We start from the raw sequence: 15,290 nt of genomic DNA on the forward strand, positions 1-15,290 counted from the left end.
TGAAGACGCCCGTGCGGCGCACCTGGTTCTACGGAGCCGCGGCACTCCCGCCTCCACGAACGAAAAGGGACGCCGTTGTCGGGCCTGCGCGGTACCGTGCCCACGAGACCCGACCCCGGCCGGCCCCGGCCGGGTCCCACAGGTCGGGACAGGAGAGAGAAGGACCCGGATGAGCGCTTCCTGGTACACCCGTCCCCTCGCCGCCTTCGATGTCGAGACCACCGGCCTGGACGTCACCGGCGACCGCATCGTCACCGCGGCGCTGTGGCACATCGACCCCGCGAGCGGCTCCAAGGAACCCCTGACGTGGATCATCGACCCGGGTGTACTGATCCCGCCCGAGGCGAGCGCCATTCACGGCTTCACCGACGAGCGGGTCCGTGCCGAGGGCGTGCCGGCGGCGGATGCGGTCCCGGCGATCGGTGCGGCCCTGGAGAAGGCAGCCACGGACGGACTTCCCCTCGTCGTCTACAACGCCCCCTACGACCTGGGCCTCCTGCACCACGAGCTCACCAGGCACGGCGTCGACGCCGCACCGCTGGCCACACTGCACGTGGTGGACCCGTTGGTGCTGGACAAGCAGATGGACCCGTTCCGCAAGGGCGGGCGCAAGCTCACGGACGTGTGCGCGCACCACGGGGTCCCGCTGGCGGCCGACGAGGCACACGGTGCGGCGGCCGACGCGCTCGCGGCGGGGCGGCTGGCCTGGCGCCTGGGGTCGAGCCATCCGGAGCTCGGGGAGCTCTCCCCCGCCGAGCTGCACGATTCCCAGGTGCGGTGGAAGGCCGACCAGGCGGCCTCGTTCCAGTCCTACCTGCGCCGGACCCGCGACCCGGAGGCGGTCATCGACGGAACCTGGCCCTACGCGGGCAGCTGAGCCGCGGAGCGGGGCCGGGCAGGACGTGCACGGGGTCGGAGCGGCCGAGCCCCTGGAGGGCTCCTCGGCGGGCCGCCCCTCAGGGACTTCTGAACGCGGCCGCGTATGGGCCGTAGATACCCACCGGAACCCGCGGCCGTCCACCGACAGCCACCGACGCAGAAAAAGGCCCCGGCACCTGTTTCCCAGGTGTCAGGGCCTTTTCGCGTGTCTGAGCGATGTGGCTGGGGGCGGGGTCGAACCGCCGACCTTCCGCTTTTCAGGCGGACGCTCGTACCAACTGAGCTACCCAGCCGGGCGACCGGTCTCCGGTGCCTGCGCGGTCCTGACGGGATTTGAACCCGCGGCCTCCACCTTGACAGGGTGGCGAGCACTCCTAACTGCTCCACAGGACCTTGTTCTGTTGTCGGCCCCGGGCCTGTGGCCCGGTGCCGCGCTGCGGTTCCCATTCTGCCAGATGTCCGGCAGTGGTCTGACCGCTTCGTACCCCCGACGGGATTCGAACCCGCGCTACCGCCTTGAAAGGGCGGCGTCCTAGGCCGCTAGACGACAGGGGCCCGCTCAGACAGACCAAGCATAGGGGAAATCGGCACCGAGCGCCAAAGTGGAATCTGCGAACGGGGCGAGCAGCACCGAACGGCCCGACTCCGGAGCCCCTCCTCAGCCGGGGGAACCCTCTTCCGCGGGCTCGTCGGTGGCGTCCTCGGATTCACCGACGGGCGCATCGGGCTCCGCTTCGATCTTGCGCTCGACCTGCGCCGACGTGAGACCGACCCCGCCGAGGTCGATGTCGTCGCGGGCCTGGAGACGCCCGCTCTCACCGTCGAAGTAGAGCACGGACGCCTGGTACGGGATCGGACGGTCGGAATCATGGTCCAGGCCGCTCAGCCCGGCGCCCCCGGTCGAACCCTGCACGAGGAAGCGGGTCCCCAGATCGGTGAGTTCGGTGGCCCGTGTGTGCTCGTCCCCGGTGAGCACGAGCGGCACGACCCCGTCGAAGGCCTCCGCCTGGGTACGGCTGTGCATCAACGTCACGTCGACGCCCTCGGACCCGTCGGCGACCCGCTCGGCCTCCTCCGCGCCCTGCGCGGCGATCTCGCTCTCACCGGGGTCCAGCCGGGTCTCGTCCGGGGTGTAGCGGGGATCACCCGACCCGTAGAAGGTGAGGCCCTCGACCTCCGCGGTGTCGCCGTCGAGCACGACCGCGTTGGGCTGCGACTCCACCGCGCGCTGGGTGCCCATGGAGTCGTGCCGGCCCTTCACCCACACGTAGGGCACATCGAGGTCGGCGATCTCGTCGGCGAAGGTGTCCTCAGCGGGGCTGCCTCGGTCTGTGAGGTCGCCGGAATCCACGATCGCGTCCACCCCGTACTGTTCCCGGAGGCTGGAGATGATGCTCCACGAGGCCGGGTTGAGCTGGATGTCGGACACGTGCAGCACGCGGACCACCGACTCGTCGTCCTCGTAGACGGGCAGTTCGGAGGTGGCCTCGTAGATCATCGAGACGTTGCCGACGAGCCCGGCCAGCTGCTCCTGGTACTGACCGAATCGGCCCACGACCTCCTCCGCGCCGCCCACGACCTGCGGGGCACCGGCGATGAGGCCGGCGTAGCGGGGCTCGGCGATGGCGCCGGGGTTGAAGGTGGCGGCGGCGACCGCCCCGGCGACGACGAGAGCGCCCAGGGAGACGGCGCCCCCGGCCAGGGCCCGGCGCAAACTCCGGAAGAGCACCAGGGCCACGAGGAAGGCACCGAGGACGGCGGTCAGCAGGGACCTGACCACCAAGGCGACGACACCGTCGCGCAGGTCCTGCCCGATCCCGGCGGCCATGCTGTTGATCGCCCCGGGATCGGTGAACATCTCCTGCGCGGCGGACAGGCGGATGTCGGTGATGGCCGCCTCGACGCGCAGCGGCGCGGCGTGGGTCTCGAAGGCGAGCTGTCCCAGCGGGGCGACGTCGACGACCGTCTCACCGTTGAGCTGCGGACTCAGGGAGAAAGTGACGTCGGCGGGGCCGATGGGGGTGACGACCTGCCCGGCCAGCGCCAGGCCCAGCCATCCGCCGAGCAACCCCGCGACCACGACACAGCCCCACCTCCATGCGCGCCCTTCACGGACGCGCGCGAAAGCCGCACGCGCACGTTGCAGGGTCTCGCGGAGATCGTGGCGGTTGATCGCTTCCCAAGAGAGCACTCCCCCATCATGCCGCCGTGCCGACGTGCGCCCAATGCTTTACGCCCGCTCCCGAGTGTTATGTCTCTTCCCACAGAAGTTGCCGGTCCGCGCGGGCCACCTGTGGTTCTTCCGCTCCCTTCCCGCACGGGCCCGCGGGGCGACACAATGGCGGGCGTGGTGGAACTGACACGCCGTGAATTCGAGGAACTGGTCGCCGATGCCCTGGACACGATCCCCGAACACCTGGCCCGGCTGATGGACAACGTGGTGATCACCGTCGAGGAGGAGTCACCCGAGGGCCTGCTGGGGGTGTACGAGGGGGTACCGCTCACCGAGCGCGGGGACACCTACTTCGGTGTGCTGCCGGACGTGATCCACATCTACCAGCGCAACATCTGCGCGATCTGTACGTCCCAGGAGCAAGTGGTCGAGGAGGTCCGGGTCACCGTCGTCCACGAGATCGCGCACCATTTCGGCATCGACGACGACCGCCTCACCGACCTGGGCTGGGGCTGAACCCGAGCGGTCGACCCGAAACCGAGCAACACCGGACAACCGGCGCCCCACAGGCATTCCCTCCCTACTGCATGCAGCAACGAATGAGCCACGAAATCTCCGGAACGGCTTGCGGGCCACAGCGCACTCCGGAACTGTTGGTCATTGGGACACGACACAGCGTGATCACGACCCAGTAACAGACAAGGGAGTGCCGGGTGAGCAATCCGCGCCTCGACCACGACCCCGACGACGAGGGCCACGACCCCTCCGGCCCCCGGGACGAAAGCCAGGGCACGACCTGGAAGAGCAGCTACCGCGACGTCATGCGGATCCGCGAGTTCCGGTACCTCTGGTTGGGCCACGCCCTGTCCATCATCGGGACCAACCTCCTCAACATCGCCGTGAGCGTCCTCGTCTACCGGGCGACGGACTCGGCCTTCGCCGCGGGTATCACCCTCGCGGTCACCTTCCTGCCCCCGATCATCGCCGGCCCCCTGCTCTCCGGGCTCGCGGACGTCTTCCCTCGCAAGCAGGCGATCATCGTCTGCGATCTGATACGCGCGGTTTTCATCCTGGCCGTGGGGATCCCCGGCATGCCCGTGTGGGCGATCTGGACCCTGCTGTTCCTGTCGTTCGTCCCCGCCGTGCCCTTCACCGCCGCGCGAGCCGCCCTGCTCGCCGAGATCATCCAGGGCGAGCGCTACGTCGCCAGCACCGCGATCATCCACCTGACCACCCAGTTGGGCATGCTCATCGGGCTCATCGCCGGCGGTGTGGTGGTCTCCATCATCGGACCGAACACCGCCGTCATGGCCAACGCCGCGATCTTCGTGCTGTCGGCCCTGCTGGTCACGGCCGGTGTGCGTGCCCGCCCCTCCCCCAACGCGGACCCCGACGGCAACCGCGCCCGGCCCGGTCTGATCGCCATGGCCACCCGCGGGACGAAGCTGGTGTTCACCGACCCGCGCCTGCGCACGCTCGCCCTCATGGCCTGGGTGGCGGGCCTCTACATGATCCCCTACGGGATCGCCAACCCCATGGCCGACGAGTTGGGCGCCGGGGCCGGCGCCGCGGGGCTCATCATGGCCGGGCCCTCCATCGGCACCCTCGTCGGCGGTTTCCTGCTCACCCGCTTCGTTCCGCCGCCCACACGCATGAGGTGGATGGGGCCGCTGACCGTGCTCGCGTCGGTTCCGCTGGTCCTGTGGCTGCTGCCGCTGCCGCTGTGGCTCGTGGTGACGGCGCTCGCGCTCAGTGGGGCGGCCGCCTCGTACCAGATCGTCGCCAACGCCGCGTTCGTGCTGTGCACACCGGAGCAGGGCCGCGGTCTGGCGTTCGGGCTGGTCGCGGCCGGGCTCCAGGCCGTGCAGGGTATCGGGATCCTCTTCGGATCGCTCTTCGTGGAGCTGTTCGGTACCGCGGCGGTCGTCTCCGGCGCCGGTGTGGTCGGGGTGATCCTGGGGGGCGTGCTCGGGGTCACGTGGTCACGCATGGCCGAGCACACCATCGAGAAGATGAACGAGTCGGAACAGCCCGTCTGAACGGACCCGTCCGGCACCCGGTGCCGCGTTCGGGCACCGCAGGGACGGCGAGGCCCGGCCCGCCTGAGCTCAGGCGGGCCGGGCCTCGGCCGGGACGTCGGAGGAGGGCTCCCGTGCCTCCTCCGACTCGTGGTCCTCACACCGGGCGCGGAGCTCGCGCCGCTGCCACCCGGGGTGGGCTCGAAGGGTCCACTGCATGGTCACTGGCTCGACTTTCCTTGGAAGTTGCGGATGATCTGTTCCAACAGGGAACGCTGCTCGCCCTGGGCCGGCATGATCAGCCAGGCCAGGACGTAGACGAAGACCCCGCTGAACCCCAGCGCCGTGAGCACGACGAACACGACGCGCACGATGGTGGAATCCCAGCCGAAGTACTCGGAGATACCGCCGCACACACCGGCCAGGAGCCGCTTTTCATTGCTGCGTTGGAAGCGTTTGTTGCTCATACCTACAGGCTGCCCGCTCCCTGAGACGTTTCCCATCGGGGAGGCCCCTGGCCCTTCCCTGACTTCTCCCGGGGTGCCCCGGGGAAGGCGACGGGAGGGCACCGCCGACCTCCTCCGACAGCTTCGACGCCGGGAACGGGGCACACGTTCCCGAGAGATGGGCCACAGGCACGGAGGAGAGGCAGAGGCGGGTGCGGGGGAAGGGCGCGGGACCACAGGAGAGCGGGTGCGGTTCCGGGTCAGGAACCGTACGGACGGAAGGTCTCACCCAGCCGGTCGAAGGCGCCCCGCATGGCCGCACGCAGACTGCCGACGGTCTCCTGTTGCTCCGCGGCGTCGGCCAGGGCGTAGCGCACCACCGTGCCCGCCACACCCGCGATGAGCTTCGGGGTCTCGTCATCGTCGGCGGCGCCGGTGCGTTCGGCCACCGCCTCGGCGATCCGGACCTCGACGTCGTGAAGGCGGGCGAGCATCCCCGGCAGGAGTTGGGGTTCGCGTTCGGTGAGCTGCCAATTGACGCGCGCTTCCTCCCGCCAGGAGGTCAGCTCATCGCTGTCGGTGAGGAAGCCGGTGAGGAGCTGGACGAGATCATCCGTGAACCCCCCGGTGGGACCGCCTGCGGCGAACGTGCGCACCGCCTCCTCGCCGGGCCCGTGGGAGACATCGCCCAGGAGCGCGTCCTCCTTGCTGCCGAAATAGTTGAAGAAGGTCCGGGTGGAGACCTCGCCCGCGGCGGCGATCTCCTCCACGGTCACGTTCTCGAGGCCGTGCTCCAGCACCAGGCGCACGGCGGCGTCCCTGAGCGCACGCCGCGTTGCCCGCTTCTTGCGTTCCCGAAGCCCCATGATCCTCTCCGTCACTGCGTGGGCGACCCGCCTCTGCCCTGAGGAGCGGCGGGGGGCCGGNAGCGTCCGACGAACCGGTCCGGCCGCACGTACACGATGACTCGGGTCTCCTCCGCGCTGTGCCCGGGGTAGTCCGTGCCCAGGTACTTCTGGGCCATGGCGTCGATGAAGGCCTTGTCCGGGTCGTCCTCGACACGGTCGACGGAGCCCCTGACCTCGACGTACATGTAGGGGTCGTCGGGGTCGGTCACCGAGACGGCCACCCGGCTGTCACGCTCCAGGTTCTTGAGCTTCTGGCGTGTGGTGGTCTGGCTGAACTTGAGGAACGCGCCGTCCCAGTCGATCCACACGGGGCTGGTCTGCGGATCGCCCGAGGGGCCGAGTGTGGCGACGTGCCCGAACGCGGGTTTGCGGAGGACGTCCTGCTGCTTCTCCGAGAAGGCCATGGTGCTCCTTGGTGTGGTTGGCTGCCCCGAGTACACCAACTCCCGTGCGCCTGGACCGGGGTGACGCGCCCGAAGAGCCTGCACACGTAGCGGTGCGGCCCGACGGTACCGGCCGCACGGCCCCGCGCCGGCGGTAGGTTCCGGCGCGGGCGGGAGGCAGGCGACCACGCGGGAGGCGCGGCCATGGACGGACACGGGCAGGGGGCCGGCGGGCACGGAAAGGCCCGGCGTTCGCAGCGGAACGGTCCCACACGCGGGTACGGGGGCCGCAGCCGCGCGGAGCTGGAGACCGCGCGGGACCGGACCCTGCCGCATGTGATGGCGAAGGGGCTCGGTGTGGTCTTCTGCGGCATGAACCCGGGGCTGACCACGGCGCTGGTGGGCCACCACTTCGCGTCCCCGGGGAACCGCTTCTGGCCCGCTCTGGCCCGGGCGGGGTTCACCCCCGGGACCCTGACCCCCGACCGGGAGCAGGAACTGCTGCCCCTGGGCCTGGGACTGACCAACCTCGTGGAGCGTGCGACCCGGGACGTGTCGGAGCTGTCCGGCGCGGAACTCGTGGCCGGAGGGGAGCGCCTGCGCGCGGAGATGGAGCGGTATCGGCCGACGTGGCTGGCGTTCCTCGGCATCACCGGATACCGGACGGCCTTCGGGCTCAGGGACGCACGTGTCGGCCCGCGGGAGGAGCACCTCGGGGGCACCCGGGTGTGGCTGCTGCCGAACCCGAGCGGACGCAACGCGCACTGGAAACCCGCGGAACTGGCCGAGGAGTACGCCCGTCTGCGTGAGGCCGCAGGGCTGCCCGACCGTTCACGCTGACCTGGGCCGGAGGGTGCGCAGTGTCAGATGGTGCAGACGCAGGGCGGTGAACCCGCCACGGTGAGCGCGGCCGCGCCCGACACCGCCGCGGGCGGCACGGCCAGCAGGACCACCGCGGCGAACGCGGCCGCCATGCGGGCGGAGCGCCCGGTCCGGGAGGCCGCTCCGGGCAGCAGGCGGCGGGCGCGTTGCACCGGGCAGGCGCCGGACGCGGCCAGGGACCTGCCGGAGGGGTCCGGTTCGGCCGGTGCCACCATGGCGCCGATGGCGTGCAGCAGAGGAGTGTGGCCCACCGTACGGGCCGCGTGGTCGTCGGCGGCCCACTCGGCCAGGACCGGCACCTCACCGGCCGCGGCTCGCAACAGCGGCACTCTCGGGAAGGCCGTGTCGAGCAGGCGGGAGGCGGCCACGAGTACGTGGTGGCGTCCGCGCAGGTGGGCGTCCTCGTGGGCGAGAACCGCCAGCAGCTCCCGGTGGGACAGGACGTCGAGGGCTCCTTGGGTGAGCACGACCCCGGACCGGCGGCCGGGCACACAGTAGGCGTCGGGGCGGCGGGCCTGCAGCAGCCACACGTCGCGCCCGCCGAGGCAGCGCTGCCGCGCTCCGGCGGTGAGCTCGCGGTGGTGTGCCCGTCGCCAGCGCACCGACCCGGCGTAACGGCGCACGAGTATCCAGCAGAGCCGGCCGGCGGCGAGGGCGGCGACCGGGGCGAGCACGGCCACGACCGTCCCGGCTCCGCTGCTGCTCACCGCTTGGATCAGGGTGATGCAGGCGGTCATGAACCCCTTCAGCCCGGGGCCCATGACCTCGGCCACGACGGTGAACACCAGGGTCGTCCAGCTCATGGTCCAGGCCAGGAGCGCGACCGTCCACAGTCCGAGCAGGTACCTCGGTGGCAGGTCGCCCGCGCGTGCGCACCACCGCACGAACGCGGGGCCGGCGAGGCTGAGCAGGGCCGCCGAGCCGGCGGCGGTCGCGATCAGGATCACGGTTCCTCCTCGCGCGGCACGTCCGAGAGCAGGCCGCGCAGGACCTCGACCTGGTCGGGCGGCATGTCGTCGACGAACCGCAGGAGAGTGGCTCGAGGGTCCCCGCTCTCGGCAAGCACCCCGGACATGCGCTGGGCGGCGTAGGTGGGGCGATCGCGCACGGGGTGGTAGAACCACAAACGGCCCACCCTGTCGCGTTCCACCCATCCCTTGCGGCGCAGGTTCTCCAGGACCGTGGAGATGGTGGTGTAGGCGGGGGTGCGGCCCGGGAGCGAGTCCACGACCGAGCGGACGCTCATCGGTTCTCCGGCGCTCCACATGACGTCGAGGACGGCCGATTCCAGCGGTCCCAGTCCCGGCAGCGGTTCGTCCATCGTCCTCACACTCTCGTGCACCATCGTCCGTCCCAGACTAATGATCCCGTTCCACTGTCCTCGGCCCGAGAACGGTTCGGCCGCCCCGCACCGGTTCATGCGCTGGGGGCGAAGGCCGCGAAGGCGTCCCCGAGCCCTTCCGATGCGACCGGGACCAGGGCCGTGCCGTCCGCGGCCGCAGCCACGGGAACCGCCCAGGGCCCTTCCCCCTCGCTCGCGCCCGAGCCGGCGTCCACCAGCCGTGTGAGGTCGCCGTCGGTGAGGTAGGCATGGTCGCCGACGACCGCGTCGAGCCGTGGACCGTCCGGAAGGCGGGTGCGCCACAGCTCCTCGGCCGGGGAGCCCTCCAGCCCGACGAGGAGCTGCCCGCCGTCCGGGTGGGGACCGCTGATCACGGTGAGACCCTCCTTGTCCCCGACGACGCGTGGTTCTTCCGGGCCGGGGAACGAGACGAGCCGGTCTCCCGTGCGCAGGTCGTGGACGGTGTGGGCGGCAGGCTCCCCGTCCGGACCGGCCCAGGACAGGACCACCGAGGCCGCGTAGCCGTTCTCCGGCGCGGGTCCGGGGGCGGGACCGACCGCGTCCGGTTCGGGTCCTGCGTGTTCGGGCGGGTCGAGGTCGTCGGAGGTCCAGAGCACGTCGCCGCTCCCGGATTCCGAGGAGCGCAGCTCGGTACCCTCCCTCGCGAGCAGGGTGCCTTGGTACTCGTGCAGGAGTTCCGTTCCGTCTTCCTCCTCGTCGGCGACGACCTCCCCGGTCGCCGGGGCCAGCGCCACCTTGGGCCCGGTGGAGGTACTCATCACCGACCCCTCGATCGCGGCCAGGAGCAGCCCGGGGCCGACCAGTGTTCCCGGAACGTCGGTGGGACCCCACACGAGCGTCCCGTCGAGGGGGTCGTAGGCGGCGGCCGTGGTCCTGGTCGCCAGGAGACCGCTCGCCGGCTCGGCGTCGCTGTCCAGGAGCACCACGAGGTCCTGGCCGTCGGTGTCCTTGGTCACGGCGAACGCCGTGCAACTCGGGTTGCGGGTCACGGACCACCGGGTGCTGCCCTCGGCGTCGATCCCGAGAAAGGTGAGGTCGCCCCCGCCCCGCTCGGGCATGGCCATGCCCACGAACCCGTCTCCGGCCGGCTGCGGTGGCGAGGAGTACGGCGCCGCCCACAGAGGTGCGCCGGCCAAGGTGGGCGCCGGTTCGGCCTCCGGTGCGGCCGTGGCCTGCACCGGAGGGTCCTCGCGGGGTTCGGCGTCCTCGGGCGCGGACACCTCTCGGGACGTGCAGGCCGCCAGGGCCTGGACGAGAGCGGCGCCGGCTGCCAGCGCGCGGAGAGGACGGCCCGGCCCTACGTGCACGGTCACGGGGCCCGGTCCTCCTGCTCTTGCGGGATCTCCTCGGCAGAGGAGCGTTGTCCCCCGCGCAGCCGGTACAGGCCCACGCCGAAGAGCACCAGCGCCGCCGCCGCGACGAGCAGGAGGTCGGCCACGCCTCCGAGCTGGGAGAGCTGGAGCTGGAGCCGGTGGGCGACCTCCTCCCCGGATCCCCCGAGGGCGGGCAGGGACGCGGTGCCGTCGTAGAGCAGGAACAGCGCACCGATGACGACGAACAACAGTCCCGAGACCAGGGACGTCGTGTGCAGGGTCAGCGGGCCGACGGTGAAGGACCGTCCGCGCAGCCAAGCACGCCGGCCCAGGTCGAACCGGTCCCAGAAGAGCGCCAGGACGAACAAGGGCAGGGCCATGCCCAGGGCGTAACAGGCCAGCAGGAGCCCGCCGCGGACCGTGCCGCCGGTCGCGGCGACGGTGAGGACGGCGCCCAGGATCGGGCCGGAGCAGAATCCGGCGAGCCCGTAGACCGCGCCGAGGCCGAAGACGGGCAGGGCCCCGGTACGCCCGGCCAGCCGCCCTTGGAGGCGGGCGAGGGGGCCGATGTTCACGCCCAGGCCGAGGATCTGCGCGAGCCCGAAGAGGATGAGGAGCCAGCCGGCGGCGGTGATGAGGAGGTCGCGGTTGCCGTGGAAGAAGCCGCTCACCATCGCCGACCCCGCGCCCAGGGGTACGAGGGTCGCGCACATGCCCGCGTAGAACACGGCGGTGCGGGTGAACAGGCCGGCCGTGTCCCGGAAGGCGTAGGCGAAGAAGGAGGGGAGCAGGAGTGCGCTGCAGGGGCTGAGCAGGGCGAGCAGGCCGCCGAGCAGTGCGGCCAGGTATCCGACGTCCACGGGTCAGCCCTCCTGTTCCAGGGCGGTGTCGATGGCGTCCGTGAAGACATCGAGGGGTTGTGCACCGAACACGGGTGTTCCGTTGATGATGAACGCCGGGGTGCCGCTGACGCCGAGCCGCTGCCCCTCGGCGAAGTCGCCGTCGACCGCGGCGTTCAGGTCGTCCTCGGCCAGGTCATCGGCGAAGCGCTCCGCGTCCAGGCCCTGGTCCTCGGCGACCCCCGTCAGCAGGTCGGCGAGGGTCTCGGGGTCCTCGTCCTTGAAGGTCTCCTGAGCGCCGTAGACGGCCTCGTGGTAGTCCCAGTAGGCGCCTTGCTCTCCGGCTGCGTGGGCGCCGACGGAGAGCATGTGGGAGGTCTCGCCCATGTAGGGGAACTCGCGCCACTCGATGCGCAGGTCGCCGGGTTCGACGTAGCGTTCGACCAGTTCGGGTTGGACCTCCTCGACCCAGCGTGCGCAGTACGGGCACTGGTAGTCGGAGTAGCCGATGAGCACGATGGGGGCGTCTTCCTCACCGAGTGCGGCCGGGTCCTCGCCGTCGCGGCGGGCGAGCGTCTCCCCGAAGGCGCGGGCCTCCTCGTAGGCCTCGTCCTGTTGGCCGGCGGCCGAGGTGTCGGTGGCCGTGCCGTCGTCGGATGTGTCCTCGCTGTCGGCGGCCCACGCGATCAGGCCCACGACCACGACCAGGACGAGCACCGCGCTCGCGAGGAGCGGCCACAGCGCCCCGGAGCTCTGTGTCCCGTCCTGCTTCTTCTGCTGCGGCATGCGCCGGACCTTCCATGACGGAACCCGGGAGGGGTCTTCTACCCTCCATAGAAACACCTCTATGCTACATAGAAGAACGACGCGTCGGACACCGGGACACACGGACCGCACACCGGTCCCGTGCACGGGCCCCGGGACCGGGCGACACGGCGAGGGAGAGGACCGGGCGACGATGCGACTGTGGACGGTACGGCAGTGGACGGCCGCGGCACTGGGAACGGTAGGGGCTCTGGTCCTGCTGGGGACCCCATCGGTGCTGCTGCCCAACGACTTGTTCGTCCGTGAGGTCGAGGCGGTTTGGTGGATGTACCCGGTATGGGTGGCCACCGCTGCCCTCGGCGGGCTGCTGCTGGCCACCTACACGCGTCCCCACGGCGGCCGGGCCCCGGAGCGCACGGAGGAGGACGAGGACCGTTCGACGCCGCGCCGGGGCCTGGTCGGCGGCCTGCTCGCCTGGTTCGCGATCGGCTGCCCCACCTGCAACACACTCGTGCTGATGGCCCTGGGCACCTCCGGGGCGTTGAGCTGGTTCGCACCCCTGCAGCCGCTGCTCGCCGTCGCCGGGCTCGCGCTCCTGGCCCTGGCGCTGCGCGCCCGCCTGCGCACCGCGGCCGCCTGCCGCGTCCGTACCGGCGCCCCTGCCGGGTGAGCCCGTGCCCACCCGCGCGGGATGGGCGCGGGCGGGCACGGTGTTGGACGACAGAGCTGACCGGAGAGGGAGGAGACACATGGGCGACCGGGAACGCAACGTCGACGTCGCGGTCGTGGGCGGCGGCCAGGCCGGACTGGCCGCCGGGTACTTCCTGCGGCGTGCCCGCGCCGACTTCGTGATCCTGGACGAGCGCGATCGTCCGGGTGGGGCCTGGGCCGAGTACTGGGACTCCCTGCGCCTGTTCTCCCCCGCCGGCCACAGCATGCTCCCCGGGTGGTGGATGCCCGCCGAAGAGGGCCACGAGTACCCCAGCGCCCAGCACGTGGTCCGGTACCTGACCGAGTACGAGCGCCGGTACGGGATGCCCGTGCGGCGGCCGGTCCGCGTGGACCGGGTCGAGCAGGAGGCGTCCGGCGCGCGCCTACGGGTGGTGACCGACCGTGGTGTCTGGCGGGCACGCCACGTGGTGAGCGCGACCGGGAGCTGGACCGCACCACACCTTCCGGGCCTTGCCCGGCGCGAGGTGTTCGCCGGGAGGCAGTTGCACACCGTCGACTACCGAAACCCGGACGAGTTCGCCGGGCAGCGGGTCGTGGTGGTCGGCGGCGGCAACTCAGCGGCGCAGATCATCGCCGAGCTCTCCCTGGTCGCCGACACGACGTGGGCCACCTCACGTCCGCCCCGGTTCATGCCCGACGACGTCGACGCCCGGGCCCTGTTCGACCTGGCGACCCGGCTCGGTCGGGGCGAGGACGGCTCTGAACTGGGCGATCTCGGCGACATCGTCATGGTCCCGAGTGTGCGGCAGGCACGCGACCGGGGCGTGCTCAAGGCCGAGCCGATGTTCGAACGCCTCACCACCGGCGGTGTCGCGTGGTCCGACGGGAGCTCCCTGGAGTGCGACGCGATCCTGTGGTGCACCGGGTTCCATTCTGCTCTCGACCACCTCGCCCCGCTGGGTGTGGTCGACGAACACGGGCGGGTACCCGTGGAGGGCAACCGTTCGGTGGCCGAACCGCGATTGTCCCTGGTCGGATACGGGGACTGGACGGGTTTCGCTTCGGCGACCCTCATCGGCGCCGGACGCACCGCCAAGGGCGCGGTCGCCGCGGTCACCGACGCTCTGGAACACGAGGACCGGATGTGAGCGCCGGGTGCGCTCCGATCGGCGGCCGGCGACTCAACAGCCGGTGCGTCGCTGGGGTAGAGTTGTCCCGGCCGACGCGCGACGTCGTCGATCGACGTGGGCCGTAGGCACGGGGCCTTAGCTCAATCGGCAGAGCAGCGGACTTTTAATCCGCGGGTTCGGGGTTCGATCCCCCGGGGCCCTACCAGGGAAAACCCCAGGTCAGAACGCGTTTCTATCAGTTCGGACCCGGGGTTTTCGTGCGTCCGGAGCCCTGGTTCGGCTCCGTGTGCGCTCGGCTGCCTCGCCGCTGCCCCAACCTCACTGAGGACCTCGCTCTGCAGGCCTCCAGACGGTTCCGGCTTCGAGCCCCCAGGGCCGGTGCTCCTCGATGACGAACTCGAAAAGGGCCGCAGGGCGAACCTCACGGCCCGAAGATGCCCCCGTCCTACTGAGCTGCGGGCTTGAGCATCGCGGCGGTCGCCTCGGCCGCCGCTTTCGCCACGTCGGGGAACACCGTCTGGTAGGTGCCCTGGGTGAAGTGGGTCGTGGCATGGCCGGGTTCAGCTGAGACCACCTTGACGTCCATCCCTGCGGCCAGGCCATCGACGCCGCACCGTGCCGCAACCCCTTGACCGCGATCAGGTGGAAGAGCGGGAACAACCACGTGTACTTGCGGGCGTGGCCCAGGAAGCGGATGGTCTGCTCAGGGGGTCAGATCATCACCTCCCCCGGAACCGTTCCGTCCTTCTCCCACTGGGCGACGCGGTCCGCTGTCCAGACCAGGGGTTTCCTCCTAGGTGTACTGACCTGAGAGGTTGGTGAGTCTGCGGGCTTTGGGGGTGCGGACACCGCGGCTTCCAGGGTTGACTGCTGGTGTTGCGGTCAGCTCTGGCACCGATCGCTCAACCGGGTGAACGTTTCCGGCCGCGGCACCAGCCAAGCGTGAGCCATGTGTCGGCAGGCAGGCCCCGACCCGGCCCGTAGCCGCCGGAAGGACGGGCGGGCGGGCCGTCCGGGATCTCCACTCCGTGCGGGATCAGGTGGACGCGCTCGGGCGGAACCCCCGCGGCCAGTGCCCTCTCGCGGTAGAACCGGCTCGGCGCGATCACCGCCTCGGGCCAGCCTGTTGAACGCGAGCCGGGTGCGGCCGTTCCCATAGGCCTCGGCCTGCGGGGCGTGCTCGTGGATCGTGCACACCAGTGGGACGCCGTGGTGGTCAGCGACGATACGGCCGAGGACGGCGGTCTCGATGCTGTTGGCGTGCACCAGATCGGGCGCCGCGGCGCCAGCCAGCGCCTCCTCCAGTTCGTCGAGCACGGCGAACTGCATGGAACGCCAGGCCACCCGCCGGGGTCGGCCAACTGGTCGACCTAGCGGGACAGCCGGTGCACTCCGGCCTGTTCCTCGGAGACGCACCGGAGTTCCGGGCCGCCCGGCCCTCGGTGGCCACCGAGGTGGCCCATCCGAAGTTCGGTGCGTGGGTGAACAGCCGCTGCGCGTATGTCTCGGCCCCATCGGG

General features: G+C 71.2%; 17 protein-coding genes, 4 tRNA genes and 1 pseudogene. 7 read left to right on the forward strand and 15 right to left on the reverse strand.

From position 1 onward, the window contains the following. Positions 1–169: 169 nt before the first annotated feature. On the forward strand, positions 170–877 hold the full coding sequence (locus D473_RS0101400; protein WP_017607308.1) for an exonuclease domain-containing protein: 708 nt from the start codon (positions 170–172) through the stop codon (positions 875–877). Positions 878–1,098: 221 nt separating this feature from the next. On the opposite strand, the gene D473_RS0101405 is transcribed toward D473_RS0101400, so the two are convergent. The 4 genes from D473_RS0101405 to D473_RS0101420 all read right to left on the reverse strand — a co-directional run bounded on the left by D473_RS0101405 (position 1,099) and on the right by D473_RS0101420 (position 3,070). Next, positions 1,099–1,172, reverse strand: a tRNA-Phe gene (locus D473_RS0101405). 25 nt (positions 1,173–1,197) lie between these two features. Continuing rightward, a tRNA-Asp gene (locus D473_RS0101410) sits at positions 1,198–1,272 on the reverse strand. 89 nt (positions 1,273–1,361) lie between these two features. Further along, positions 1,362–1,434, reverse strand: a tRNA-Glu gene (locus D473_RS0101415). A 103-nt stretch (positions 1,435–1,537) separates the two neighbouring features. Then, positions 1,538–3,070, reverse strand: coding sequence for a metallophosphoesterase family protein (locus D473_RS0101420; protein ID WP_026126495.1), 1,533 nt, complete (start codon positions 3,068–3,070; stop codon positions 1,538–1,540). A 147-nt stretch (positions 3,071–3,217) separates the two neighbouring features. Here D473_RS0101420 and D473_RS0101425 point away from each other — a divergent pair, with 147 nt between their 5' ends. Both D473_RS0101425 and D473_RS0101430 read left to right on the forward strand, forming a co-directional pair. Next, a complete protein-coding gene (locus tag D473_RS0101425) occupies positions 3,218–3,568 on the forward strand; it encodes a metallopeptidase family protein (protein ID WP_017607310.1) in 351 nt (116 codons plus the stop codon). 197 nt (positions 3,569–3,765) lie between these two features. Then, positions 3,766–5,091 (forward strand): MFS transporter, encoded by a 1,326-nt coding sequence (locus D473_RS0101430; protein ID WP_017607311.1) that lies wholly within the window; start codon positions 3,766–3,768, stop codon positions 5,089–5,091. Between the two features lie 69 nt (positions 5,092–5,160). On the opposite strand, the gene D473_RS28315 is transcribed toward D473_RS0101430, so the two are convergent. The 4 genes from D473_RS28315 to D473_RS0101450 all read right to left on the reverse strand — a co-directional run bounded on the left by D473_RS28315 (position 5,161) and on the right by D473_RS0101450 (position 6,828). After that, entirely contained in the window at positions 5,161–5,295 is a 135-nt protein-coding gene (locus D473_RS28315; protein WP_017607312.1) for a hypothetical protein, read from the reverse strand. Beyond that, complete coding sequence (locus D473_RS0101440) at positions 5,292–5,537, reverse strand: PspC domain-containing protein (RefSeq protein ID WP_017607313.1); 246 nt, start codon at positions 5,535–5,537, stop codon at positions 5,292–5,294. The genes D473_RS28315 and D473_RS0101440 overlap by 4 nt, the downstream gene beginning before the upstream one ends. A gap of 239 nt (positions 5,538–5,776) precedes the next feature. Further along, positions 5,777–6,382 (reverse strand): TetR/AcrR family transcriptional regulator, encoded by a 606-nt coding sequence (locus D473_RS0101445; RefSeq protein WP_017607314.1) that lies wholly within the window; start codon positions 6,380–6,382, stop codon positions 5,777–5,779. 11 nt (positions 6,383–6,393) lie between these two features. Next, positions 6,394–6,828, reverse strand: a complete 435-nt coding sequence (locus D473_RS0101450) for a PPOX class F420-dependent oxidoreductase (RefSeq protein WP_017607315.1) — start codon at positions 6,826–6,828, stop codon at positions 6,394–6,396. 183 nt (positions 6,829–7,011) lie between these two features. On the opposite strand from D473_RS0101450, the gene mug reads away from it, so the two are divergent. Then, positions 7,012–7,647, forward strand: a complete 636-nt coding sequence (mug, locus tag D473_RS0101455; RefSeq protein ID WP_017607316.1) for a G/U mismatch-specific DNA glycosylase — start codon at positions 7,012–7,014, stop codon at positions 7,645–7,647. A 23-nt stretch (positions 7,648–7,670) separates the two neighbouring features. Here mug and D473_RS0101460 read toward each other — a convergent pair whose 3' ends face one another. The 5 genes from D473_RS0101460 to D473_RS0101480 all read right to left on the reverse strand — a co-directional run bounded on the left by D473_RS0101460 (position 7,671) and on the right by D473_RS0101480 (position 11,990). Then, a complete protein-coding gene (locus tag D473_RS0101460) occupies positions 7,671–8,636 on the reverse strand; it encodes a M56 family metallopeptidase (protein WP_017607317.1) in 966 nt (321 codons plus the stop codon). Next, positions 8,633–9,010 (reverse strand): BlaI/MecI/CopY family transcriptional regulator, encoded by a 378-nt coding sequence (locus tag D473_RS0101465; RefSeq protein ID WP_026126496.1) that lies wholly within the window; start codon positions 9,008–9,010, stop codon positions 8,633–8,635. Before D473_RS0101465 ends, D473_RS0101460 begins: the two co-directional genes overlap by 4 nt. Before the next feature lie 95 nt (positions 9,011–9,105). After that, entirely contained in the window at positions 9,106–10,365 is a 1,260-nt protein-coding gene (locus D473_RS0101470; protein ID WP_017607319.1) for a hypothetical protein, read from the reverse strand. After that, a complete protein-coding gene (locus D473_RS0101475) occupies positions 10,362–11,225 on the reverse strand; it encodes a cytochrome c biogenesis CcdA family protein (RefSeq protein WP_017607320.1) in 864 nt (287 codons plus the stop codon). Before D473_RS0101475 ends, D473_RS0101470 begins: the two co-directional genes overlap by 4 nt. A gap of 3 nt (positions 11,226–11,228) precedes the next feature. Beyond that, complete coding sequence (locus D473_RS0101480) at positions 11,229–11,990, reverse strand: DsbA family protein (protein WP_017607321.1); 762 nt, start codon at positions 11,988–11,990, stop codon at positions 11,229–11,231. 172 nt (positions 11,991–12,162) lie between these two features. On the opposite strand from D473_RS0101480, the gene D473_RS0101485 reads away from it, so the two are divergent. The 3 genes from D473_RS0101485 (at position 12,163) to D473_RS0101495 (ending at position 13,976) form a co-directional block, all read left to right on the forward strand. Further along, positions 12,163–12,639: a hypothetical protein gene (locus tag D473_RS0101485; RefSeq protein WP_017607322.1), complete on the forward strand. Its 477-nt coding sequence runs from the start codon at positions 12,163–12,165 to the stop codon at positions 12,637–12,639. Positions 12,640–12,718: 79 nt separating this feature from the next. Further along, entirely contained in the window at positions 12,719–13,789 is a 1,071-nt protein-coding gene (locus D473_RS0101490) for an ArsO family NAD(P)H-dependent flavin-containing monooxygenase (RefSeq protein ID WP_017607323.1), read from the forward strand. 111 nt (positions 13,790–13,900) lie between these two features. Beyond that, positions 13,901–13,976 (forward strand) — tRNA-Lys (locus D473_RS0101495). 240 nt (positions 13,977–14,216) lie between these two features. Here D473_RS0101495 and D473_RS28770 read toward each other — a convergent pair. Further along, positions 14,217–14,434: pseudogene (locus tag D473_RS28770) on the reverse strand (tyrosine-type recombinase/integrase); the annotation flags it as partial. A 219-nt stretch (positions 14,435–14,653) separates the two neighbouring features. After that, positions 14,654–15,286 (reverse strand): glycosyltransferase, encoded by a 633-nt coding sequence (locus tag D473_RS28615; RefSeq protein WP_083917879.1) that lies wholly within the window; start codon positions 15,284–15,286, stop codon positions 14,654–14,656. Positions 15,287–15,290: the final 4 nt, after the last annotated feature.

It is taken from the genome of Nocardiopsis xinjiangensis YIM 90004 (genome assembly GCF_000341145.1).
GTDB classification, from domain to species: Bacteria; Actinomycetota; Actinomycetes; order Streptosporangiales; family Streptosporangiaceae; genus Nocardiopsis; species Nocardiopsis xinjiangensis.